Below are 23,128 nucleotides of genomic sequence, written 5' to 3'. Positions count from 1 at the left end.
CGGCCTTTACGAGATTTGCGCATGACTTTCGATTTTGATCAGGTGTTCGACCGCCACAACACCGGCAGTACCAAGTGGAGCCGCTACCCGGCGGACGTGTTGCCGATGTGGGTCGCCGACATGGATTTCGCCGCGCCGCCGGTGATCATCCAGGCCCTGCAAAAACGACTGGAACACCCGATGGTCGGTTACAGCGTGGCCCAGGATGACCTGCGCGAGGCGATCGTTGCCGACCTCTGGAACAAATATGCCTGGCGTGTCGAGCCGCAGGAGCTGATTTTCCTGCCAGGCGTCGAGTCGGGCTTCAACATGGCATTGAAGGCCCTGGTGCAGGCGCCACAAAACGTCGTTGTACAGGTGCCGAACTACCCGCCGCTGCGCCACGCCCCCGGACATTGGGGCCTGAACAAGGTCGAACTGAATTTCGATGCGCAAGCCGATGGCACCTACAGCACGCCGCTGGATACCCTGAGCCAGTCGCTGCAAGGTGGTGGCGCACTGTTGCTGAGCAACCCGCATAACCCGTTGGGCAAGGCTTTCCCCCGCGCAGAGCTGCAAGCCATTGCCGACATTTGCCTCGAGCATGATGCCTGGATCATTTCCGACGAGATCCACGCCGAGTTGTGCTTCGACGGCCGCCAGCACATTCCGATGGCCACGCTGAGCCCGCAAGTCGCCCAGCGCACCATCACGCTGATGTCGGCGAGCAAGGCCTACAACATCGCCGGCCTGAAGACCTCGTTCATGATCATCCAGGACCGCCACCTGCGCGAGAAGGTCAACCACGCCCGTTGCGGCATGGTCGACAGCGTCAACCCGCTGGGCATGGAAGCCACCCGGGTCGCCTACAGCGAAGCTGCGCCATGGCTGGCCGAACTGAAAGTCTACCTGCAAGGCAACCGCGATTTCCTCGCCGACGCGGTACGCACCCGCCTGCCGGGCATCACCATGAACCTGCCGCAAAGTACCTACCTGGCGTGGCTCGACTGCACGGCACTGGGGCTGGACGACCCGCAGCAGTTCTTCCTCGAACAGGCCAGGGTCGGCTTGAGCGCCGGCCTGGACTTCGGCGATGACTGCAAGCAGTTCGTGCGCCTGAATTTCGGCTGCCCACGCTCGCTGCTCGAAGAAGGCATCGCGCGGATGGAGCGCAGCTTGCGCCATCTCAAGGCCTGATCCAGCCCCTCGACAACCACCCGGATCCCTGTGGGAGCGGGCTTGCCCGCGATGAACGCCAGCGCAACGCGTTTATTCAGACAGAACGCGTTATCGTTTACGTCCATCGCGAGCAAGCTCGCTCCTACAAGTAATCTGCATCGCGCGGATGGAGCGCAGTTTGCGCCGTCTCAAGGCCTGATCTCTCTTTCAACAACAACCCGGATCCCTGTGGGAGCGGGCTTGCCCGCGATGAACGCCAGCGCAACGCGTTTATTCGGACAGAACGCGTTATCGTTTACGTCCATCGCGAGCTCGCTCCTACACGTAATCTGCATTGCGCGGATGGAGCGCAGCTTGCGCCGTCTCAAGGTCTGATCAGCCCCTCGACAACCACCGGGATCCCTGTGGGAGCGGGCTTGCCCGCGATGAACGCCAGCGCAACGCGTTTATTCGGACAGAACGCGTTATCGTTTACGTCCATCGCGAGCTCGCTCCTACACGTAATCTGCATTGCGCGGATGGAGCGCAGCTTGCGCCGTCTCAAGGTCTGATCAGCCCCTCGACAACCACCGGGATCCCTGTGGGAGCGGGCTTGCCCGCGATGAACGCCAGCACAACGCGTTTATTCAGACAGAACGCGTTATCGTTTACGTCCATCGCGAGCAAGCTCGCTCCTACAAGGTTGTTGCGAGATCCGGACCATGAGCTTCGTTACCTGGGTGGCGGTGTTGGGGGCTGTGTTGCTGACGCTGGCACTGACTTCGTCCTACCTGCGCTGGATGCCGGTCACTACGTCGGCCGTGTGTCTGGTACTGGGCGTCGCCATCGGTCCGGCGGGCCTGGGTTTGCTCAGGTTGGACATCGAAGACTCGGCATTCTGGATCGAGCACCTGACGGAAGTTGCGGTGCTGTTTTCATTGTTTGTCTGTGGTCTCAAGCTGCGCCCCGCGCTGCGTGATCGCCAATGGCGAGTGGCGTTTGTTCTGGCGGGGCCGGTCATGATGCTGACGATTGTCGGCGTCTGCCTGCTGCTGCATTTCGCCTTGGCGCTGGCATGGGGGCCGTCGCTGCTGATCGGGGCGATACTGGCGCCGACCGACCCGGTCCTGGCCTCGTTGGTTCAGGTCAATGACGCCAAGGACGACGATCCGGTGCGGTTCGGACTCTCGGGCGAGGCTGGATTGAACGACGGCATCGCATTCCCCTTTGTGATTCTGGGGCTTCTGTTCTTGCAGCAAAACGGCAGTGTTGCCAGCGGTCTGGATGACTGGCTCCTCAAGCGGCTGCTCTGGGCCGTACCCGCCGGACTGCTGACCGGTTACTGGATGGGGCGCGGCATTGGCCACCTGACCTTGTTCATGCGCATCAAGAACGCCGACAGCACCTTCTCACCCAATGATTATCTGGCACTGGCCCTGATCGCACTGGCCTATGTCGTGGCCGAAACCATCCAGGGCTACGGGTTTCTCTCGGTGTTTGCCGCAGGCCTGGGCTTGCGCCAGGCCGAGGTCAGGACAAGCGGTGACACCCAGGCACCGGCCGAGCATCTGGTCCAGGCGGTGGTCGGTCATCAGCATGTCGAACCCGAAGCGGCCGTGGCCGGCAATGTGGACCACCTGGAAGATACGCAAGTCGCTGCCGGGATCATGATGGGCGACATGCTGTCGTTCGGCAGCCTGGTGGAACGGGCCATGGAAGTGTTTCTGGTCACCCTGCTCGGGGTCGTGCTGGTTGCGCACTGGGACTGGCGGGCTCTGGTGCTCGGGCTGGTGCTGTTCGGGATGATTCGTCCGCTGGCGGTGTGGCTGATGCCCTGGGGTTCGCTGCTCAATGGCCCGCAACGCTGGTTGATCGGCTGGTTCGGCATTCGAGGCATCGGCAGTTTCTACTACCTGTTCTACGCCCTGAACCACGATCTGCCACCTTCGGTGGCCACCTTGTGTACCGACCTGACGCTCTCGGTGGTGGCCCTGAGCATTCTGGTCCATGGCATCAGCACCCAGCCCATGCTGGCCCGCTATGAACAGCGCAGCCGCCGCGTCACTTCATCGCCAAGGCAATGACTTCCACCAGGTTGAGTTGGGTAAAAGGTTTCGGCAAACGCGGCAGATGGGCGGCAAAGCCTTCCAGCCGTTCGGCATAACCGGTGGCGAGGATGATCGGCACGTCCGGTCGCATGTTCCTGATGGCATTGGCCAGTTGAGCCCCACTCATCTGTGGCATGGCCATGTCGGTGATGACCAGATCGATCTGCGGTTCACTGTTGAACAGTTCCAGCGCCCTGGCACCGCAAGGCGCACTGATGACCCGATGCCCGAGGTCCTCGAGCAGCAGACAGGTGCTGGTCAATACCAGGCTGTCATCGTCCACCACCAATACGCTCAGGCCGGGTCCGGTCACGGCCGGCGCTTCGGCGACCGGTTTGACGGGCGAATCCCCGGTGGCGACCGGCAACCAGAGTTCGGCGGTGGTGCCATGGTCCTTCTGGCTTTTGAGGATGAACCGTCCGCCCAGTTGTTCAATAAAACCGTGAACCATCGACAACCCAAGGCCCGTGCCTTTACCCACGCCCTTGGTGGTGAAAAACGGGTCCATCGCCGAGACCAGCGTGGTTTCATCCATGCCCTCGCCGGTATCGGCAATGCTCAGGCAGACGTAGCCCCCCGGGGCCAGGGATGAGGTGGCTGTGTCGGTCACTTCACGGTTTCTGGCGCTGAAGCTGATGGTTCCGCCATTGGGCATGGCGTCACGGGCGTTGGTGGCCAGGTTCAGTACGGCCAGTTCCAGCTGGTTGAGGTCCGCCAGCACCGGCTCGAGATCTTCGGGAAAGCGCGTTTCGATTTTCACCGACGGCCCCAGGGAACTGCGCAACAGCCCGGAAATGCCTTCCACCAACGCCGGTATCCGCACAGGTTCCGACTTGAGTTCCTGGCGTCGGGCAAACGCCAGCATGCGCTGGGTCAGGGAAACGCCGCGCAAGGCACCCTGGGTAGCGTTGTCGATCAAGCGGGTCAATTTGGGATTGTCCGTCACCCGTTTGCGCACGATTTCCAGATTGCCGAGGATCACCGTCAGCAGGTTATTGAAATCGTGAGCGATGCCACCACTGAGCTGGCCGATGGCCTGCATTTTCTGCGCCTGGAACAAGGCCTCCCGGGTTTGTTCCAGCACCTGCTGCGCTTGCGTGACGTCAGTGATATCACGGGTAATCTTGGCAAAACCGAGCAAGGTGCCAGTGTCGCCCCAGATCGGATCGACGATAACGTGGGCGAGGAACCGCGTACCGTCCTTGCGCATGCGCCAGCCCTTGTTTTCAAAGCGCCCTTCACGCACGGCGATGTCCAGCGTCCTTTGTGGCTCGCGAGCTTCGCGATCCTCCGGGGTATAAAAGATCGAAAAATGCTGGCCAATGACTTCTTCCGGCGAGTAACCCTTGATGCGCTGGGCGCCAAGGTTCCAGTTGCTCACGCGTCCGTCCGGCGAAAGCATGTAGATCGCATAGTCGGTAACGCTCTGCACCAGCAGGCGGAACTGCTGCTCGCTTTGCTTGAGGATTTCCTCGGCCACCCGGCGATCGGTCAGGTCGCGGGTAATCTTGGCGAAACCCAGCAGGGTGCCCGAGCTGTCGAAGATCGGATCGATGACCACATGGGACCAGAAATGGCTGCCGTCCTTGCGCACCTGCCAGCCCTCGCCCTCGAAACGCCCCTCACCAAGCGCCGTGTCCAGTGTCCGCTGGGGCAAGCCGGCACGGCGATCTTCATCGGTGTAGAAACGCGAGAAATGCTCACCGAGGATCTCGGCCTCTTCATACCCCTTGAAACGCCTGGCGCCGGCATTCCAGCTGGTAATGACGCCGTCCGGATCAATCATGTAGATCGCATAGTCGATCACTGCATCGATCAATAGCCGGAAACGACCGTCTTCGATGGCACTGACCTTGGTTCGATCTTCGCTCATGGATCCCACCGCCTCATTATTTCTCTGGAGTATGCGTCATACCGGGAATTTGGAAAGCCCACCAACGCGGCAACAATTGTTTGACCTTGCTCTCGCCAAAACGGTCGTCGATCAACATCACTACCCCTTGATCCTGTTGCGTACGGATGACCCGCCCGGCGGCCTGCACCACTTTCTGTACACCGGGAAACAGATAGGTGTAGTCGTAACCGGCGCCAAAGATGGCAGCCATCCGTCGTTTCAGTTGCTCGTTCACCGGATTGAGCTGGGCCAGGCCCAACGTGGCGATAAACGCGCCGATCAACCGGGCACCGGGCAAATCGATGCCTTCACCAAAGGCCCCGCCCAGCACCGCAAAGCCGACCCCCTGCCCGTCGGCGTGGAATTGGTCGAGAAACTGCTGGCGTTGCGCTTCGCCCATGCCTCGGGACTGCGACCACAGGTTGATGTGCGGATGTTTCTCCGCGAGTAGCTGCGCCACCTGCTGCAAATAATCGAAACTGCTGAAAAACGCCAGGTAATTACCGGGACGCTTGCAGAACTGGCTGGCGATCAGCTCCACGATCGGTTCGAGCGAGGACTGGCGATGCACGAACCGCGTGGAGATCCGGTTGACGATGTGCACCTGCAGTTGATCGGCATGAAACGGTGACTCGACGTCGATGCACACCGTATCGGCCGGCGTTCCCAGTAAATCGGCGTAATAGTGCCGGGGGCTGAGGGTCGCGGAAAACAGCACGGTGCTGCGCGCCGCAGTCAGGCGCGGGCGGATGAACCCTGCGGGTACCACGTTGCGCAGGCACAGTTGCGAGAGATTGCGCTTGCGTTCGAGGTCGCGCTTGCTGATGTCGAACAGGAACTGCTCATCGAACAGTTCGGCCACCCTACAAAACTGCAGCATGTCGAAGTAGAAGCCTTGCAGTGCGCTGTCCAGCCCTTGTGGGTGATCGTTCAGGTAGTCACCGATGCTGGCGCTGCACGATGAGAGTGCCTGAAGCAGCTTTTCCGGCGCCTTGTCATAGGCTTGATAGGCACCGGTTTGCGCGTCATGCAGGGCATTCCACTCGCGGCTGATTCGCTGCATCGGCTTTTTCAGCAGGTCGGGCGCGGTTTTGCGCACACCGTTGAAGGTCGCCTGATCGAGGCTGGCGCTGTACATCTGCCGGCCGCGCTCCACCAGGTTGTGGGCTTCGTCGACCAGCACCGCGACCCTCCAGTGATTGGCCTGGGCCAGACCGAACAGCAAGGCGCTGAAATCGAAGTAATAGTTGTAGTCGGCAACCACCACGTCGGCCCATCGCGCCATTTCCTGGCTCAGATAGTACGGACAGACATCGTGTGCCAGGGCAACCTCGCGCAAGGCGCTCTGGTCCAGCAGGCTCAGTTGACTGGCCGCCTGCCGTGCGGCCGGCAGGCGATCGTAGAACCCCCGGGCCAGTGGGCAGGACTCACCGTGGCAGGCTTTGTCCGGATGTTCGCAGGCCTTGTCCCGGGCAATCATCTCCAACACCCGCAACGGGGGCGCATCGGCGCTGGCCAGCAACACTTGCGCGGCGTCCAGGGCGAGCTTGCGTCCCGGGGTTTTCGCCGTCAGGAAGAACACTTTGTCCAGCTGCTGCGGTGCGAGTGCCTTGAGCATGGGAAACAGGGTGCCCAGGGTCTTGCCGATTCCCGTGGGCGCCTGCGCCATCAGGCAGCGCCCTGTGCTGACGGCCTTGAACACCGACTCGGCCAGATGGCGCTGCCCCGGGCGAAAGTCGGCGTGGGGAAAGGCCAGGCGCTGCGCCGCGAGATTGCGCCCGTCACGGTGGGCGACTTCCTGTTGCGCCCATTGCAGGAAGCGCGAGCATTGAAGCTCGAAGAACTGTTGCAGCTGCGCGGCCTCGAAGGACTCGACCAGGCAGGTTTCCTTTTCGCTGACGATGTCGAAATACACCAGCGCCAGGTTGATCCGGGGCAGATCCCGTTGGCGGCACATCAACCAGCCGTAGATTTTCGCCTGGGCCCAATGCAACTGACGGTGGTTGGCCGGTTGCTTGCTCAGGTCACCGCGGTAGGTCTTGACCTCTTCCAGGCAGTTTTGCCCCGGGTCATAGCCATCCGCCCTGCCCTTGACCGTCAAGGTCTGATACTGGCCCTCGAGGGCGACTTCGCTTTGGTAGCCCTCGCTGCGCCTTGAAGCCACCGTGCGGTGCCCGACAATGCCCTCCAGCGCGGTGGGCGACGGTGTGAAGCGCAGGTCGAGGTCGCCGACCTTGGCGGTGAACTCGCACAACGCCCGCACCGCAATGCTGTAGCTCAAGCGTCCTGCTCCGCCCATTGCACGTAGCACACGGCGACGGGCATCTGGTGTTCATGGCAGAACTCCAGCCAGCGCAACTGGTTGTCCTGCAGGCGATCGCCCGGGCCCTTGACTTCGATCATGCGGTAGGTCTTTTGCCGGGGCCAGAACTGGATCAGGTCCGGCATGCCGGCGCGATTGGCCTTGATGTCCAGCAAGAGGCGGTTGAACCAGTGCCTGAGATGCTCGGCGGGAAGGCAATCGAGGGCTTGCTCCAGCAACTCTTCGCTGAGCACGCTCCAGAACACGAACGGCGACTGCACGCCCCACTTGGCGGCATAACGTTGGCGTATGGTCTGCCGGTAGCGCCCGTCTTCCAGTTCGGCCAGGCACGCCTGGAACAGTTCGGCCCGGCGGGCCTGGAAGTCTTCGCTGAGCAAATCCACCGGCCCGCGCTGGAACGGGTGGAAGAATGCCCCCGGCAAAGGCGCGAAAATCGCCGGCCAGCACAACAGGCCGAACAGCGAGTTGATCAGGCTGTTTTCGACGTAGTGGATCGGTGCCGAATCCTCAGCCAGATGCGCCTGAACGTAAAACTCGACCGACATTGCCGGATCGACTCTTGGTAGTTGCAGGTCCAGACGCTGCATTTCCCGAGGCGCCGCCCGCTTGATGGGCGGCCCGCCGAGCTTGCGCCGCAGGCGCGGCAGCACGCGATGCAACTGCTGGTGTTCGGCGGCACTCTCCGGTGCCTGTTCGGCCTGCTCGGCCAGATCCAGCGCCAACTCGAACTTCCCGCTGCGCTCCAGCACACGAATGAGCCGCGCCCGCGCCCCCGGATAAGCACATTCACGGTACAGGGTCAGGGCCATGGCGAAATCGGCGATGCGTTCGCAATACTGGCCCATCTGGAACAGCAGCTTGCCGCGCCGGCGTTGCAACCAGGGATTGTCCAGCGTCAGGCCCTTGATGCGCCCGGCCACCTCCTCCAGCACTTCACCGGCTTCGAACTGTTGCTGGTACGCGTGCAGGAGGACACAGGCATCCACGTCTTCGCGGCTGCGCAAGCCGCGGGACTCGGCGCTGAATTCGACTTTTTCGTAGGTGTAGATACCCAGGTCGGCGAGCACGAACTCCGACCAGTCCTGGTACAGGTTGCCGAAGAACATCAGGCGCAGGCGATCGCACAATTCCATGATGGTCAGGCTGAGCAGGCGCTCATCGAGCCACGGGCACCAGTCGTTGAAGCTTTGCGCCTGGGGGAATTGCTCGCTCAGCGCTGGCAGCCAATCGGTTTTCCGGCCTTTGGGTTGATCGATGACGGTGCCGAAGGTCTGGAGGATTTCCCCCTTGAGCAGCAGTTCGAACAGTTCCTCGACCGCCAGCGGCATACGCTCGTCGACCCAACCGAGTGTCAACAGCGGGCCGGCGGCGCCGGGGATATCGCCGATTTCCTGGTAATGCAGTTTGCTCACCCTGAAATGAACGCCCTTGCGCATGACCATTCTGACCAGCAGTGCCTGCGATTCACGGGGTAACCGCTTAAACTCATTAATGAAACGCAACTCGTCGACGCTCAGCACATCGGCCAAGCGCTGCTCAAGCCAATCAAGCACTTGCATGAAGTTGTTGAGGTAATAGAACGGATCGTCGAGGGGATTTGCGGTCACAGGAAATGGGCCATGGCGAGCGAGTACTGGTTATGCGTACAGATACCAGTTCCGCCCTGCCCGGTGCAATCGGAAAAGGATAAATGGAGGTGCTGTACGGAATATTTCCCGGGCAGTAGAACTTTCTGCCCCCTGGCGGCACCAACCGCCATAGGCATGCAGTGACAGGCGCGAATGGATGGCACTGCTTCAAAACGAACGGGAGGTGATCATGGACATCAAGACTTTGGGTTTACCCCTGGCCGTCGCGGCACTGCTGGCGCTGGCCGGTTGCTCGACGCCAACGGTGGTGACCCTGCAGAACGGCACTCAGTACCTGACCAAGGACATGCCGAAGACCAAAACCAAGGACGGATTCTTCGAGTTCGAGGACATTTCGGGAGCGATGGTAAAAGTCAGGGCCGACGAAGTGGCAACGATTCGCGCGGAAGACTGACGTTTCTCCTGGCACGATGTGGCAGGTTTCGAGCACTGCCTTACACTCGATAGACCCCGTGCGACCGAATGAATGTGCAACGCTTCGACACAGGCGTTGCAATACGGGCATCACGCAAAGACTCAGGTGACGCCGAAATGAAAATGGTCATGCCACTTCTGGCCTCTGTGCTCGCCGTCAGCGCGTGCGTGACGGCGAGCTTTTGTGACGCCGCTACAAAGGCAAAACCAAAACCAAAGCCCTTGCCGACGTACAAAACCAGTTTCGATTGCACTACGCCCCAGGCATCCACCGAAAAGCTTGTCTGTCACGACGCTCAGTTGGCGCGCATGGACCTGGAACTCGATCGTCTGTATCTCCTGGCGCTCACCGACGAACATTCAGTGCCGCGCCCGAATAAAGTCGAGATAGATCATCGGTTCTGGATGGAGTCCCGTAACCGCTGTGGTGCCGGGCCGCAAGCCAGGACGTGCGTCATCGCCAGTTATGCCGAGCGTGCGTTCCAACTGCGTCAGGGTTCGGCCATTGCCAGAACCAAGGACCCGAGCCGGCTCACCGAAGGCCCCTTGGCTTATCGTTGCGCAGGGTTCAACGCATTGGTGGCCGCGACCTTCTTTACGGTCGAACCGGGCGTGGTGTTCCTCAAATGGGCCAACTCCTCGGTGACGCTGAACCAGGTGCCGAACAATTCCGGAACCCAGTACACGGGCAAGGATTACAAAGGCAGCTACAGCTTCTGGCAAATCGGCGATGACGTTTTTTTCCAGATACCCGGCTCAGGCCAGATGAGTTGCGCAGCCGAGCCGGTTGGCTGACAAGGATGGCAACGGGACATCCTGTCCCGATTGCCTGACCGGGGTCTTCAACTGCCAGTGCGAATCTTGTTCCACACGCGCGTGCGAACCCGGTCGATGTTCAATGGCATGGCTTCCAGGGCAAAGAGTTTTCCCATCATTTCCGGGCTTGGGTAAACCTTGGTGTCGTTCTTGATCGCCGGGTCGATCAGGCTGTCAGCCTGCTCGTTGCCATTGGCGTAGTGCACGTAGTTGCTGACGCTGGCCATGACGTCCGGGCGCAGCAGATAGTTCATGAAGGCGTAACCGGCCTTTTCATCAGGAGCGTCGACCGGCATCGCGACCATGTCGAACCAGATGGCGGCGCCTTCCTTGGGAATCGCATAACCGATGTCGATACCATTGTTGGCTTCCCTGGCGCGGTTTTCCGCCTGCAGGATGTCGCCGGAGAAACCGACCGCGACGCAGATATCACCGTTGGCCAGGTCACTGGTGTACTTGGACGAGTGGAAATAGCTCACATACGGCCGCACTTTCAACAGCAAGGCTTCGGCCTTTTTGTAGTCGTCCGGGTTCTTGCTGTGAGGCGGCAAGCCGAGGTAGTTCAACGCGGCCGGCAGCAGTTCGGGGCCGTTGTCGAGAATGGCCACGCCGCACTTCTGCAACTTCTGCATGTTCTCGGGCTTGAAAATCAAGTCCCAGGAATCCACCGGGGCGTTGTCGCCCAGCACCGCCTTGACCTTGGCAACGTTGTAGCCGATGCCGGTGCTGCCCCACAGGTACGGGAAGCCGTGCTCGTTACCCGGATCATTGGTCTGCAAGGCCTTGAGCAATACCGGGTTGAGGTTTTTCCAGTTCGGCAACTGGCTCTTGTCGAGCTTCTTCAGTGCGCCGCCCTCAATCTGCCGCGCCATGAAGTGGTTGGACGGAAACACCACGTCGTACCCGGATTTGCCGGTCATCAGCTTGCCATCGAGGGTTTCGTTGCTGTCGTAGACGTCGTAGGTGAAGCCGATGCCGGTTTCTTTCTGGAAGTCTTTCGTGGTGTCCGGCGCGATGTAATCCGACCAGTTATAGATTTTGACGGTTTCGGCCGCCTGACTGATCGATGCAACAAGCAGCAGCGGAGCCAGGGTCAGTGTCTTTCGGAGCATGAGTCGATTCCTGTAGGTTGTTTTTGTTGGCAGGCAATCAAGGATCAGAAAATCAGGACGTAGGTCTTGCGCACGGTTTCCTGGATGTCCCAGATACCGAGGCTGTTGGCCGGCAACATCAGTGCATCGCCGGCTTCGATGTGCAGCGTTTCACCGCCGTCCGGGGTGAAGGTGCAGCGCCCCTGGATGAAGTGACAGAACTCCTGGGCGACGATCTGCCGCCGCCAGCGCCCCGGGGTGCATTCCCAGACGCCGGTCTCGACGCCGTCGTCGCGTTCGACGCTGGTGGTCGAGGCTACGGCCACGGGCGTGCCCAGGGGCACGGCGACCGGGTTGGACTCTTCCAGTTTCAGGGTTGCGGTGTGCTTGAATTGCGTGATGCTCATGGGATTACCTGTCGATATGGCCTGTCGATGAAGAGCGCGCCGTCTAGTGCATGAAACCTTCCATGAACCCGGCCACCCCGCTCGCCAGCTTGCGCCGCCAGGGCGCGGTAGCCGGGTTGGCCAGGGTCTGGTCCTCATGGACAAAGCTGCGGATGATTGCGTTGTAGCCAAGCCAGCGGATCGGTTCCGGCTCCCAGGCCCTGAGCGCGTCGAGGCCCCGCTGCGCAAGGACCCACGGCTGGCGCACCAGATCGGTGTCGCGCCCCAGGATCAGGTCGGCGAGCGTGCGTCCACCGAGGTTGCTGGCGCCAACGCCCTCCCCGCCGTAGCCGCCGGACAAGGCGATGCCTTTGGCCCGGTCGCAGAGCATGTGTGGCTTGAAGTGCCGGGACATGCCCAGGTTGCCGCCCCAGGAATGAGTGATCTGCACGTTCTTCAACTGCGGGAACAGCTCGCCGAACAGGTAGCGCCGCAGGTCTTTTTCATCGGTGGTCAGCTCGAAGTCGTGGCGCAGCTTGCCGGCGAACTGATAGCCGCCACGGGCGCCAAAGATCAAACGGTTGTCAGCGGTGCGCTGGCCGTAGGTCACTTGTCGACTGGCCTCGCTGAACGCCTGGCCACGGCTCAGGCCGATTTCATCCCAAGTGGCCGCCGACAGCGGCTCGGTTGCGACGATCAGGCTCTGCACCGGCATCTGATAGCGCCCCAGGGGCGGCAAGGTGACGGAGTAGCCTTCCACTGCCGGAACGACCCAGTGACAGCGCACCGACGCTTTCGTCGTGCGCAGGCTGCCGGATTGCCAATGGGTGACCGGGCTGTTTTCGTAGATCCTCACCCCCAGGCGCTCCACCATCCGGGCCAGCCCGCGAACCAGCTTGGCCGGGTGGATGGTCGCCACGTGCGGCGCATAGATGCCGCCATAGGGTTTGGCGACGCGGATCTGCTGCGCCAGTTGTTCCGGGCTCAGCCAGCGATAGTGGCTATCGTCGAGGCCCTGGCGGTGGAGATCGTCCAGGTAGTGACGCAGGCTGGTCGCCTGCTCCGGATAACGCGCAGCGCAATACAGCACCCCGCCTTTACGGAAATCGCAGTCGATGCCCTCACGTTCGAGGACAATCTCCACTTCATCCGGAATGCCATGCAACAAATCGTAGGAAGCGCGACGCTCTTCGACCGGCAAACCGGCCAGCAGGCGATCTTCACCCAGCAAGTTGCCCATCAACCAGCCGCCATTGCGCCCCGACGCGCCGAAACCGGCGGTCTGCGCTTCGACAATGGCGATGTTCAGCTCCGGTTTCTGCTGCTTGAGGTAGTACGCGGTCCAGAGACCGGTGTAGCCGGCGCCGATGATCGCCACGTCCACATCCAGGTCCCGCTCCAGCGCCGGACGCGCCAACAACGGCTCGTCGAGCTGGTCCATCCACAAACTGATAGTGCGCCACGCCGGCATGCAAGACTCCGCCACTGAAAAACTTCGATGGCGTCGATCCTAGTGCGTGGGCTCAGGCGCTGTCTTGCGCGCGTGCACGCAAAGAAATTTGTTTGACGTAGGCCTTGGGTGACTGGCCGGTGTGCTGGCGGAAACAGCTGTAGAACGCCGACAGCGAATTGAATCCGGCGGCGAACGCCAGTTCATCGATACGCAGCGGTGGCGTGGCGTCATCCAGTGCCGCGAGCAAGTGTTGCAGGCGCGCCTGGTTGACGTAGCGATAGAAACTCTGGCCCAGCACCTGGTTCAACAGATAGGAAATCTGGTTACGGCTGTACCCGCACTCGTTCGCCACCCGTTGCAGGTCGAGCTCCGGGTCAAGATACGGCTGCTGGCGCTGGAAATACTGCTGCAGGTCATCGGCCATGAAGCTCAACTGGCGAGGCGACAGGCCCAGCCGGCTGACCGCCGGGCGCTGGCCGGAGGTGGCTTTGCTGACGGGATGCTCATGCACCAGCGAAGCGTATTCATTGACCCGCCAGATCAGCCCGTCCTTGACGGTGATCGCCTCGCTGGCGCGAAACGACACCAGGCCTTCACCACCGCGCAGGGTGATGCGGTACTGAATGAAGGCGGTGTTGCCGTCCAGTCGAATGCGGTCGGAGTGCTCCAGCGCTTCATCCGGATCCCGGGGCATGCTGCTGCCCACGTAGTGGCGCAGTTCGGCCAGGCCCATGACCCGATTCTGGAAAAAGTCGTTGTACTGGACTTCAGGGTGATAGAGCGCCATGACGCCGTCCAGGTCCCGGTGTTTCCAGCGCAAGTGATAGCGCATGATTGTCTCGCCCGTGGCCTGGGTTTGCAGCGGGCCATCATCCTCAGCGTGCATTGAAAGTCTCGACGGAAAAAACCGAGCTTGCCCAACTTCCGCTTTGTCTTCAACGACTAAACGGATGCGGGTTTCGGGCCGCCAATATCAAGCAAGCGTGACCTGAATCAAAAAAAGGGTGGCAATCGCCAAACGAGCTGAAAAAACCACATTCTTTTCACATTCGGATGCTACTTTTAAAGACTGTCACTGGTTGAGCCATTGAAGGTTCTTCCCTCCTACCATGAGCTAAAGGAAGCGCTCGATACTGAAGGCGGGCAACACATGAATAGAGGGTTCAGTAAGGTCACGTTTCCAAACGCCTGCCAGCTGATGCGCTGGCATTTTCATCCCATGGGTTTCGAGGCGAGCATGGACGCGCCGGGCAGCATGATTGCCCGTCTTTTCGATCGTGCCACTGGCGAGACCATGATCGCCATTGCCGGCATTCCTTGCGCCACCGTCATGAATGCCGCGGATGTAGAACGAATAATCGAAGCGGTGGAGGATGAACTTGAAGCTTTCGTTCCACCGCAGGCTCTCAGGAGTTATGCCTGAGAGAGTAACGCGCGCGAAAAAAATTAAAAGATCGCAGCCTTCGGCAGCTCCTACGGGAGTTGTCGAGGGCTGCGATTTTTGTATTTCAGGCTGACGCTTTGCCCTGTCGATGATCGGCAAAGAACGCCTTGCCCTTGCCGATCCGGTCGGACGCCTTGGGCATGTTCGCGGCCTGGGTGTCTTGTGCGTCGACGTACCAGTAGCAATGGCTGACGGCACGGGTAATGCCCACGTAGGCCAGGCGCAGGATCTCGTCCTTCTGGGCATTGTCGTAGGGTTCGCTGTCACCGGCCTTGCCCAGGCCCGCCATCCGGTAAACCTGATTCTTGTAGGGCGAACTGGTCAGGTGTTGGCAGTCACCCAGCAAAAACACCGCATCGGCCTGCAGGCCCTTGGCGCTGTGATACGTCAGTTGCTTGAGCCTGCGAGCGGCATGGGGCAAGCTCGAATCAACATTAAGTACTGACTGAATATGCTCTTCTATCAATGACTTATCGCTACTTTTTCGATAAAGCATCAAGATTGAATCACCCTTTCGGTAATGCTCCATCAGGCGCTGCGCCATGCCCTGGTCATCACGATCGAGGACGTTCACCGGCAGCAATGCCCTGGGTTCACCGCTGGCCTTGGCTTTCTTCCCGGCAATCGCCGGCGCTGCGCGCACGATGTGCTCGGCGGCATCGATGATGTGCTGGTGGCTGCGGTAGTTGTCGCTGAGCATGACCTTGGTGGTGCTCGGCGACGGGAACTCCTTGTTGAACTCCATGAAGTAGCTCGGCGAACTGCCGCGCCAGCCATAGATGGATTGCCAGTCATCGCCCACACAGAGCAGCGAGGAACGCTGGGCACCCCGCCCGACGTGCATGGCCGGCCCGCGACTGCGGATCTCCGCCAGGCTGGCCCTGATCCAGGAGACGATTTGCGGCGAAACGTCCTGGAATTCGTCGATCATCAGGTGTGACAACGGCCGCAGCAGCTCATCACTCAACAGCTTGAGGTTCTCCGGCGAATGCTCGCTGAACAGGGCGAACATCCGGTTATAGGTCATGATCGGCGGTTTCTGGTCGAGCAAATGATCTTCCAGCGCCCGCCAGTAAAGGCTCAGGGCCTCGAAGAAGAACCGGTCGGGATCGTCCTTGGCGAAACTCATCTGCCCCACGGCACTCGGCACATCCAGCCCGAGGTTTTCGATGAACCCGGCGGCGGCGACAAAGCAATCGAGCAACGGCGCGGAGGCGAGCTCGCCCTTGACCTTGTAATCGAAACCCGGACCGGCGCTGGCATCCCCCGCCAGTGAGGCCAGCACACGCTTTGATGACTCGTAACTATCCAGCCAAATCAATGGCTTACGACAGAAAGCTTGAAACAAGGTGCGTTTTACTGCCCATTCTGCGCGCACCGTCAGTTTGGCATTGGGCCGCGTGACCTGCGGGTTCTCCCGAGGATCGAACCCCAGCAGCACCCAGGCGTCCAGCGTCGGGATGTAGCCGTGACAGTGGAATGTCGAGCCGTTGATATCGAATGACTGGCGCTTCGGTTCGATGCCCTTGATGGGCCAGGCACCGGCGCGAAACCACAGGTCTTCAATGGCGTCGCACAACTCTTCATCACGCTTGGCCGCCAGTTCGGTGACGCCCATGCGCTTTTGCACATCGGGGTGATCCCGCTCCAGCTCCTTGAGTTGCAAGGCATGCCGGGACAATGGCTTGATCAGCTCACGAAAGCGCTCGTCGCTACTGTGCAAACGGTGATAGCAGGCGTTGAGCTGTTGGCGCTGAGCGTCGTTGATACGCAGGTCGAACGGATTGCTGTCGACCTCCTCATCACCCTGTGCAGCCCGCAGGCTGAGATTCTCGAAGGCCTGCAAGCGCTCGAAACCCGGAAGACTGCGCACCATCGGCAGGATCCGCGAGTGAAAGGTGCGCACCAGGTCCCGTGCCTCCTTGAAACTGATCGCGCGGCCCCAGAGGGCAAACAGTTCGATCAGCTTGTTGATGAAGTCCTTGCGCGACTCACGGGTGAAGGTCACCACCGTCATCGAACTCAGCTCGAAACCCAGGTAATGGCTCAACAGCAAGATACGCAACACCAGCGTGGTCGACTTGCCTGCGCCGGCACCGGCGATCACCGAGGTGGACGGCGTATCGCTGAAGATCATTTTCCACTGTGCGGCGCTGGGCTGGGCATGGGCCGGCAACAACCGGGCAACATCAGTCTTCATGCGCTTCTTCAATTCGGCACTCAACGGCAGGCGCCAATCGTCGAACAGCAGGTCATCGACATTCGGTGGCCGGTGTTCAGTTGAGCGCGAGTCGCGGATCAGCAGGACCTGCCGACCCTCCTCCAGCCCCTCGAGCTTGCCTTCCCTGTAGCCGTAATCGACCCCGGCACTGTGACCGCTGCGAAAACCGTCGGCCTGGCCATGCAACCACGACGCACGATGTTGGGCGTGCAGGCGGGTCAGGCTGTAACCGAAGAACCGGGCGAGCAGGCGCTTGATCAGCGGCATCTCGGCCAGGGGGCGAAGTTCAGGCGGAAGATCGGGGGTGTGTTGCGGCACGCGGACTGACTCCAGGGTGTGAGGCTGTTGAGCGCTATGGTGTCTGCATTTGCCATTGAGTTCTAGTGAATTGCTTATGACTCATTGGCTTATGCGATGAAGTGAAGGTTGGATGAGAAAGATTCGAACCTGTTTCATATCAATTTATTCGATGGGAATGCCGCATTTTTTACGCTTTTTATCGATTGTTGCCTGATGGATGATGGCCGTCATCAACCACCGGTCTCGCTTCGTGGCTCTGGCGCTGCGCCCCATGACGAACCTTTTCTGGAGACGATCATGCTTGAACTCAGACCTTTCAAAACCCTTGGCGGTGCTCAACACGGCTGGTTGGATGCGCATCACCATTTTTCGTTCGCCGAATACTACGATCCACAGCGCATGAACTGGGGCAACCTGCGGGTCTGGAATGACGACGTGATCGCTCCCGGCACCGGTTTCCCGCAGCACCCGCACCGGGACATGGAAATCATCACCTATGTCCGTGAAGGCGCCATTACCCACCAGGACAACCTGGGCAACAAGGGTCGGACCGAAGCGGGTGACGTCCAGGTCATGAGCGCCGGTACCGGGATCGCTCACAGCGAGTACAACCTGGAAGCGTCGCCGACCCGGATTTTCCAGATCTGGATCATCCCGAACGAGACCGGTCTGGCACCGTCCTGGGGCGCCAAACCATTCCCGAAAGGCGAGCGCGAAGGTTTTGTAACCCTGGCCAGCGGCAAGGAAGGCGACGAGCAGAGCCTGCGCATCCGCGCCGATGCCCGGCTGGTGGCCGCCAATCTGAAGGCCGGTGAAACGGCCGAATACCTGTTGGACAGCGGTCGTCGTGCCTACCTGGTTCCGGCCACCGGGGTCATTGAAGTCAATGGCTTGCGTGCAGAAGCTCGAGACGGTGTCGCGGTGGCCGATGAGCAGGTGCTGCGTGTGACGGCCATCAAGGACAGTGAGATCGTGTTGGTGGATCTGGCTTGATTCGCTGAGGGCAATCGCAAAAAAAAGGGGCGACCGTGTTGGTCGCCCCTTTTTAGTTACTGCGGCAAACCCTTTGTGGGAGCGAGCTTGCTCGCGATGGCGGCCTGACATCCAGCATTGATATTGACTGACAGACCGCTATCGCGAGCAAGCTCGCTCCCACAGGGTTACATACAACTCCAGTGGGAGTTACGTTGCTTATTTCGCGGAAATGGCACCATCCACCAGCGTCTGCGCCTCGGCCACCAGTTGCTTGAGGTGGTCGTCGCTGACAAAGCTTTCGGCGTAGATCTTGTAGATGTCTTCCGTGCCCGACGGACGTGCCGCGAACCAGCCGTTTTCGGTCATGACCTTGAGACCGCCAATGGCCTGGTCGTTGCCCGGTGCGTGGCTGAGGATGCTCTGGATCGGCTCGCCGGCCAGCTGGGTCGAGGTGACCTGTTGCGGCGACAGCTTGCTCAACAGGGCCTTCTGCTCCGGGTTGGCCTTGGCGTCGACCCGTACCGAGAACGGTTCACCCAGTTCATCGGTCAAGGCACGGTATGCCTGGCTCGGATCGCGACCGGTCCGGGCCGTCATCTCGGCAGCCAGCAGGGCCGGAATCAAACCGTCCTTGTCGGTGCTCCAGACGCCGCCGTCCTTGCGCAGGAACGAGGCACCGGCGCTTTCTTCGCCGCCGAAACCCAGGGAGCCATCGAACAGTCCATCGGCAAACCACTTGAAACCGACCGGCACTTCGTACAGGCGACGGCCCAGGTGTTTGGCCACGCGATCGATCAAGCCGCTGCTGACCACGGTTTTGCCCACGGCAGCATCGGCGCGCCATTGCGGACGATTCTGGAACAGGTAATCGATGGCAACGGCGAGGTAGTTGTTCGGTGCCAGCAAACCGCCGGACGGGGTGACGATGCCATGGCGGTCATGGTCAGGGTCGCAGGCAAACGCCACGTCGAAGCGCTCTTTCAGGCCGATCAGGCCTTGCATGGCGTGGCTGGACGATGGGTCCATGCGGATCTGGCCGTCCCAGTCGACGGTCATGAAGCGGAAGGTCGGGTCGACCTGTTTGTTCACCACATCCAGGTCCAGACGGTAATGCTCGGCAATCGCCGACCAGTAGCGCACCCCTGCTCCACCCAGCGGATCGACGCCCAGGCGCAGCTTGGCATCACGGATGGCGTCGAAGTCGATCACGTTGATCAGGTCGGCGACATAGGTGTTGAGGTAATCGTGACGATGGGTGGTGCTAGCCTTGAGTGCCTGCTCGTAGCTGATGCGCTTGACCCCGGCGAGCTTGTTGGCCAGTAATTCGTTGGCCTTGGCTTCGATCCACTTGGTGATGTGGGTATCGGCCGGACCACCGTTGGTGGGGTTGTACTTGTAGCCTCCGCTTTGTGGCGGGTTGTGCGACGGCGTGATGACGATGCCGTCCGCCAGGCCGCTGGTGCGACCACGGTTGTAGCAGAGAATCGCATGGGAAATGGCCGGCGTCGGGGTGTACTCGTCGCCCGCGGCGATCATCACGGTCACGCCGTTGGCCGCCAGCACTTCAAGGGCGCTGGCACCGGCTGGCGTGGACAGCGCGTGGGTGTCGATACCAACAAACAGCGGGCCATCGATGCCCTGAGCTTCGCGATACAGGCAAATGGCCTGGCTGATCGCCAGCACATGCCATTCGTTGAAACTCAAGTCGAACGAGCTACCGCGGTGCCCCGACGTACCGAAGGCAACGCGCTGGGTCGAAATGGCGGCATCAGGCTGGCCGGTGTAATAGGCCGTTACCAGTCGCGGGATGTCGACCAACAATTCTGCCGGTGCCGGTTTACCCGCAAAAGGACTGAGTGTCATGCAAAACCTCTGGAATAGAGTGGTTCAGGAAGTGAGCAGCAGTTTACTGGCAGTTTGACCGCAACGCGATGGGATCGATCCCACACAGTGGAGGTTGTTATTTTTTGTCACTCACTCGATCGATTCCAGGCGCAGCGCATCTCCCAGCAGTCCCAGCGCGGCCGCCAGGTTGTGATCGCCGCCGAAAGTATGACTCAGGCGCAAATGCTGCCCGTGCAGACCCTGGAGGCTGAACAGTTCCCCCGGCGCGATGACCAGCTGTTGTGCCAGCAGGCGCTGGAACACACGACGGACATTGACCCGACGCAACGAACGCACCCAGATCGTTGCACCGCCTTGCGGCTCGACGAAATGCAAGGCATCACCCAGTCGCTCCTGCAACAACTGGGTCATTTGGCTCTTGCGCTCCTTGAGTAGCCGGCGCAGCACCAGCAGGTGTTGATCGATGCGGCCGCTGCTGTACAAACGGGCGATGGCTTTCTGGCGAATCGGTGACAGTCGAAACGAACGCAACAGGAAGTGTCGTTGCAGCGCGGTGCTCAAGTGCCTGGAAAGCAGGTAGCCGTAGGGCGCTTCCGGTCCGATGATTTTCTCGAACGTGGAAAACACCATCAGCCGTTCAGGGTCCAGCAAGTCGCGAAAGCGCAGGCCGCCCGGGTCGAATCCGAGTTCGCCATAACAGTCGTTTTCCAGCACCCAACTGTCATGCGTGGCCAACAGCCGGGCAATGGCCTGCCTGTTTTCCTCAGGCGCCAGGCTGCCACGGGGCATGTTCAGGGCCGATGACAGCAGCACCAGGCGCACCGGTTCGGTCTCCAGCAAGGTTTTCAGCCGTTGCGGATCGAGGCAACCATCGGCTTGCACAGGCCACTCGATCACCCGCACGCAGGCGCCTTGCAACAACCGCAGGATCGTCCAGTCGCACGGCGACTCAACCACTACCGTGGCGTCCTTCAAGCCCAGCACGGCGATGAGGATTTCCAGGACGCCGCGCAGGTCGGCACCGATGTAGACATCATCGGCGTGCCAGTAACGCATGGGAGACGTGGTGTAGCGTGCGGCCAGGGCAGTGCGCAGCTCGAGCTCGCCGCAGGGTTGCGAGGGCGACTGCGGCTGCCGGGGATACTGGCGCAGCAACTCCCGCTCCAGCAGCAACAAGGGGCTGTCGAGCGGTTGCAGCAACGCCGGTTCATCGGCGCTCAGGACCAGCATCCCCGGACGCCTGGCATTGACATAGACGGCTTCGAGCAGATCGCTGCCGCTGTCCTGCGGGTTGAAAGAGGACACCGGCAACGCGTAATAACCCGACTTGGCCACCGAAAACACACGCCCTTCCTTCTCCAGCAGCGAATAAGCGTACTGAATGGTCGAGATCGACACGTTTAGGCGTTCCGCCAGCTGCCGCAGCGACGGCAGGCGGATGCGTGAATCCCCTTCGGACTCATTGATCAGGCTGCCCAGATATCGATAAACGGCCTGATAGGCGAAATCCGTTTCTCGTGGACCTTTCATGGCTGAAGGCCGACCGCACCGACTGATAGTCCGCCCACCCTCAGTGACCCGCCGACCATTCATCCACCAAGGTGTCGCCGGTGTCAGGATCGCCCGCTGCCTCTTGCAACGCGGCGCACTGGATCTGTGCTTCGGGCGCCACATCACCGCTGCCTGGGGCCCGCTCCATGCGATACAGCCGGCCTATCAGGCTGACGGGCAATCCGCTGACATCAATCATCCATTGCATGATCTGTTCGGCGACCGGCTGCCCCTGCATGGCCCGGTGCAGTTCGGGCATGGCCACCAGCATGCCCGGATGGCACTGACGCAAAAATCGCTCAAGCTCCGCACCTTCTTCGATAAACGGCGAAAAAAGCAGACATACCAGCTGTGCTTCGCTCAGGCCCAGGGTCTTTTGCGCCTCGGCCGCCGCGCGGGCACGCTGGTCGGCCAGTGTCGCCGGGTTGCCGAACACCTCGATGGCCTGCTCGCACAAACGCTCGGGCAAGCGCTTGCGGCGCATCATCACCAGGGCGCGTTGCAGGTATTGCGCAACGCCCGACTGGTAATCGCGGCCCTGCACGAAGCTCGCTTGCAAGCCACGCACGTGCGCCGAGACCGACGCGCTGACGAATTCGTTGTCGCTGATCTGCGCGGACAATTCGTCAGGCTGGAAGCCGAGAAATTCAGTCAGCAATGACCAGCGCTCTTCCAGGTTGCTGACCAGCAGGTCGTGAATGTCGATGCAGGTGGCACGGCGACAGGTCTCAAAGCGCTCTTCAGGACGCCATCGGGCCTGGCCGCCATCGGTATAGAACGCCTGATAACAGTCGCTGCCCAGTTCATCGAGCAATGCAAACAACCCCGCATGGCCGGCCTCGCCCACGTGCGAGGGCTTGAGCCCTGCCTTGGTGGCGGCACGCTTCAGGCCATCGATGAACCGTTTCTGCTGACGCGGCGTGTCACTGACGAGCAAAGCGTCGACGCCACCGTCCCAACGGGCGATTTGCCCATAGAACTCTCCCGTGGCCAGATACCCGTCATCCCACAGGTCGAAACCGCCGCGCCACTCCCGGCGATGGCCGATCAGCAGCAGGTTCAGGCGGCTGGACTCGCGGCCGGCGTCGGAGATCGGCGTCAGGTGATCGAACGGCAGGATTTCCCGATCGTCGACCATCAGCACCTCGACCCGCGGATCGTCATAGACAAACAGTGCGCTGTTGGTCCGGTGCATGTTTTGCTCGGCCGCCCGGCTTGTCCCGTTCAACCGCAACGAGGCGATGCGCAACTGGAATGTCGTCGGGGACCGAGTGGCAATGGTCAATTGCGCCGCGCGTAACAGCGCCAGGCTGTAGCAGTTGTCGCGGGCCCCGGACTGGACCACCAACACCTTGAAATCACCCATACGCTCCATGCCCCCCGCCGCCACTGCCAGACGCTGAATCAACAACTGCATTGCAGTGCGTTCGGCACGGGAGAAGAAACCCAGCAATCGCTGCAGCACTTGTTGATAGACATAGTTCATCGCTTGGTCATGGATGCTGGTCATCTTTATTTACC

Annotated in this window: 17 protein-coding genes; 6 read left to right on the top strand and 11 right to left on the bottom strand. The window is 60.8% G+C overall.

The window, feature by feature from the left end:
• The first annotated feature begins 21 nt into the window (after positions 1 to 21).
• A complete protein-coding gene (locus ACEN83_RS14730) occupies positions 22 to 1,176 on the top strand; it encodes a MalY/PatB family protein (protein WP_495580746.1) in 1,155 nt (384 codons plus the stop codon).
• 683 nt (positions 1,177 to 1,859) lie between these two features.
• Positions 1,860 to 3,221: a cation:proton antiporter gene (locus ACEN83_RS14725; protein WP_495580745.1), complete on the top strand. Its 1,362-nt coding sequence runs from the start codon at positions 1,860 to 1,862 to the stop codon at positions 3,219 to 3,221.
• Here ACEN83_RS14725 and ACEN83_RS14720 read toward each other — a convergent pair.
• The 3 genes from ACEN83_RS14720 to ACEN83_RS14710 are packed head-to-tail and all read right to left on the bottom strand — an operon-like array spanning position 3,199 to position 9,021.
• Positions 3,199 to 5,118, bottom strand: a complete 1,920-nt coding sequence (locus tag ACEN83_RS14720) for a hybrid sensor histidine kinase/response regulator (protein ID WP_495580744.1) — start codon at positions 5,116 to 5,118, stop codon at positions 3,199 to 3,201. The two genes, ACEN83_RS14725 and ACEN83_RS14720, sit on opposite strands and share 23 nt — an antisense overlap.
• 16 nt (positions 5,119 to 5,134) lie before the next feature.
• The gene (locus tag ACEN83_RS14715; RefSeq protein WP_495580743.1) at positions 5,135 to 7,420 is read right to left on the bottom strand and encodes an ATP-dependent DNA helicase; all 2,286 of its coding nucleotides are present in this window, start codon (positions 7,418 to 7,420) and stop codon (positions 5,135 to 5,137) included.
• Positions 7,417 to 9,021, bottom strand: coding sequence for a VRR-NUC domain-containing protein (locus tag ACEN83_RS14710; protein WP_495580874.1), 1,605 nt, complete (start codon positions 9,019 to 9,021; stop codon positions 7,417 to 7,419). Before ACEN83_RS14710 ends, ACEN83_RS14715 begins: the two co-directional genes overlap by 4 nt.
• 259 nt (positions 9,022 to 9,280) lie before the next feature.
• Between ACEN83_RS14710 and ACEN83_RS14705 the strand changes: the two genes are divergently transcribed.
• Both ACEN83_RS14705 and ACEN83_RS14700 read left to right on the top strand, forming a co-directional pair.
• Positions 9,281 to 9,505, top strand: coding sequence for a YgdI/YgdR family lipoprotein (locus ACEN83_RS14705; protein WP_116583197.1), 225 nt, complete (start codon positions 9,281 to 9,283; stop codon positions 9,503 to 9,505).
• Positions 9,506 to 9,642: 137 nt separating this feature from the next.
• A complete protein-coding gene (locus ACEN83_RS14700) occupies positions 9,643 to 10,320 on the top strand; it encodes an MliC family protein (protein WP_116583176.1) in 678 nt (225 codons plus the stop codon).
• 47 nt (positions 10,321 to 10,367) lie between these two features.
• Here ACEN83_RS14700 and ACEN83_RS14695 read toward each other — a convergent pair whose 3' ends face one another.
• Genes ACEN83_RS14695 through ACEN83_RS14680 form a run of 4 tightly spaced genes read right to left on the bottom strand, consistent with a single transcriptional unit; the run spans position 10,368 to position 14,157 of the window.
• A complete protein-coding gene (locus ACEN83_RS14695) occupies positions 10,368 to 11,453 on the bottom strand; it encodes a polyamine ABC transporter substrate-binding protein (protein WP_007970611.1) in 1,086 nt (361 codons plus the stop codon).
• Positions 11,454 to 11,497: 44 nt separating this feature from the next.
• Entirely contained in the window at positions 11,498 to 11,839 is a 342-nt protein-coding gene (locus ACEN83_RS14690) for a cupin domain-containing protein (protein ID WP_007970609.1), read from the bottom strand.
• 43 nt (positions 11,840 to 11,882) lie between these two features.
• Complete coding sequence (locus tag ACEN83_RS14685; RefSeq protein ID WP_495580742.1) at positions 11,883 to 13,289, bottom strand: NAD(P)/FAD-dependent oxidoreductase; 1,407 nt, start codon at positions 13,287 to 13,289, stop codon at positions 11,883 to 11,885.
• A gap of 52 nt (positions 13,290 to 13,341) precedes the next feature.
• Positions 13,342 to 14,157, bottom strand: a complete 816-nt coding sequence (locus tag ACEN83_RS14680; protein WP_495580741.1) for a helix-turn-helix transcriptional regulator — start codon at positions 14,155 to 14,157, stop codon at positions 13,342 to 13,344.
• 264 nt (positions 14,158 to 14,421) lie between these two features.
• Between ACEN83_RS14680 and ACEN83_RS14675 the strand changes: the two genes are divergently transcribed.
• A complete protein-coding gene (locus ACEN83_RS14675; protein WP_007970606.1) occupies positions 14,422 to 14,694 on the top strand; it encodes a DUF1652 domain-containing protein in 273 nt (90 codons plus the stop codon).
• A gap of 85 nt (positions 14,695 to 14,779) precedes the next feature.
• Here ACEN83_RS14675 and ACEN83_RS14670 read toward each other — a convergent pair whose 3' ends face one another.
• Positions 14,780 to 17,254, bottom strand: coding sequence for a UvrD-helicase domain-containing protein (locus ACEN83_RS14670; protein ID WP_495580740.1), 2,475 nt, complete (start codon positions 17,252 to 17,254; stop codon positions 14,780 to 14,782).
• 279 nt (positions 17,255 to 17,533) lie between these two features.
• On the opposite strand from ACEN83_RS14670, the gene ACEN83_RS14665 reads away from it, so the two are divergent.
• Positions 17,534 to 18,229: a pirin family protein gene (locus ACEN83_RS14665; protein WP_495580739.1), complete on the top strand. Its 696-nt coding sequence runs from the start codon at positions 17,534 to 17,536 to the stop codon at positions 18,227 to 18,229.
• Positions 18,230 to 18,427: 198 nt separating this feature from the next.
• Here ACEN83_RS14665 and pgm read toward each other — a convergent pair whose 3' ends face one another.
• From pgm to ACEN83_RS14650, 3 genes are all read right to left on the bottom strand, one after another.
• The gene (pgm, locus tag ACEN83_RS14660; protein ID WP_495580738.1) at positions 18,428 to 20,074 is read right to left on the bottom strand and encodes a phosphoglucomutase (alpha-D-glucose-1,6-bisphosphate-dependent); all 1,647 of its coding nucleotides are present in this window, start codon (positions 20,072 to 20,074) and stop codon (positions 18,428 to 18,430) included.
• A gap of 111 nt (positions 20,075 to 20,185) precedes the next feature.
• Positions 20,186 to 21,586, bottom strand: coding sequence for an aminotransferase-like domain-containing protein (locus ACEN83_RS14655; RefSeq protein WP_495580737.1), 1,401 nt, complete (start codon positions 21,584 to 21,586; stop codon positions 20,186 to 20,188).
• 40 nt (positions 21,587 to 21,626) lie between these two features.
• The gene (locus ACEN83_RS14650) at positions 21,627 to 23,117 is read right to left on the bottom strand and encodes a hypothetical protein (RefSeq protein WP_495580736.1); all 1,491 of its coding nucleotides are present in this window, start codon (positions 23,115 to 23,117) and stop codon (positions 21,627 to 21,629) included.
• Positions 23,118 to 23,128 lie beyond the last annotated feature (11 nt).

The sequence above is a fragment of the Pseudomonas sp. Pseusp49 genome, from assembly GCF_059491875.1.
The sequence above is the reverse complement of the archived record's forward strand: the minus strand, read 5'-3'. Positions and strand labels throughout refer to the sequence as shown.

What these genes read in the sequence shown, in the direction of transcription:
- ACEN83_RS14730 (WP_495580746.1), top strand. Translation starts at nt 22, where the DNA reads ATGACTTTCGATTTTGATCAGGTGTTCGACCGCCACAACACCGGCAGT.
- ACEN83_RS14725 (WP_495580745.1), top strand. Translation starts at nt 1,860, where the DNA reads ATGAGCTTCGTTACCTGGGTGGCGGTGTTGGGGGCTGTGTTGCTGACG.
- ACEN83_RS14720 (WP_495580744.1), bottom strand. Translation starts at nt 5,118, where the DNA reads ATGAGCGAAGATCGAACCAAGGTCAGTGCCATCGAAGACGGTCGTTTC.
- ACEN83_RS14710 (WP_495580874.1), bottom strand. Translation starts at nt 9,021, where the DNA reads ATGCAAGTGCTTGATTGGCTTGAGCAGCGCTTGGCCGATGTGCTGAGC.
- ACEN83_RS14705 (WP_116583197.1), top strand. Translation starts at nt 9,281, where the DNA reads ATGGACATCAAGACTTTGGGTTTACCCCTGGCCGTCGCGGCACTGCTG.
- ACEN83_RS14700 (WP_116583176.1), top strand. Translation starts at nt 9,643, where the DNA reads ATGAAAATGGTCATGCCACTTCTGGCCTCTGTGCTCGCCGTCAGCGCG.
- ACEN83_RS14695 (WP_007970611.1), bottom strand. Translation starts at nt 11,453, where the DNA reads ATGCTCCGAAAGACACTGACCCTGGCTCCGCTGCTGCTTGTTGCATCG.
- ACEN83_RS14690 (WP_007970609.1), bottom strand. Translation starts at nt 11,839, where the DNA reads ATGAGCATCACGCAATTCAAGCACACCGCAACCCTGAAACTGGAAGAG.
- ACEN83_RS14685 (WP_495580742.1), bottom strand. Translation starts at nt 13,289, where the DNA reads ATGCCGGCGTGGCGCACTATCAGTTTGTGGATGGACCAGCTCGACGAG.
- ACEN83_RS14680 (WP_495580741.1), bottom strand. Translation starts at nt 14,157, where the DNA reads ATGCACGCTGAGGATGATGGCCCGCTGCAAACCCAGGCCACGGGCGAG.
- ACEN83_RS14675 (WP_007970606.1), top strand. Translation starts at nt 14,422, where the DNA reads ATGAATAGAGGGTTCAGTAAGGTCACGTTTCCAAACGCCTGCCAGCTG.
- ACEN83_RS14665 (WP_495580739.1), top strand. Translation starts at nt 17,534, where the DNA reads ATGCTTGAACTCAGACCTTTCAAAACCCTTGGCGGTGCTCAACACGGC.
- pgm (WP_495580738.1), bottom strand. Translation starts at nt 20,074, where the DNA reads ATGACACTCAGTCCTTTTGCGGGTAAACCGGCACCGGCAGAATTGTTG.
- ACEN83_RS14655 (WP_495580737.1), bottom strand. Translation starts at nt 21,586, where the DNA reads ATGAAAGGTCCACGAGAAACGGATTTCGCCTATCAGGCCGTTTATCGA.
- ACEN83_RS14650 (WP_495580736.1), bottom strand. Translation starts at nt 23,117, where the DNA reads ATGACCAGCATCCATGACCAAGCGATGAACTATGTCTATCAACAAGTG.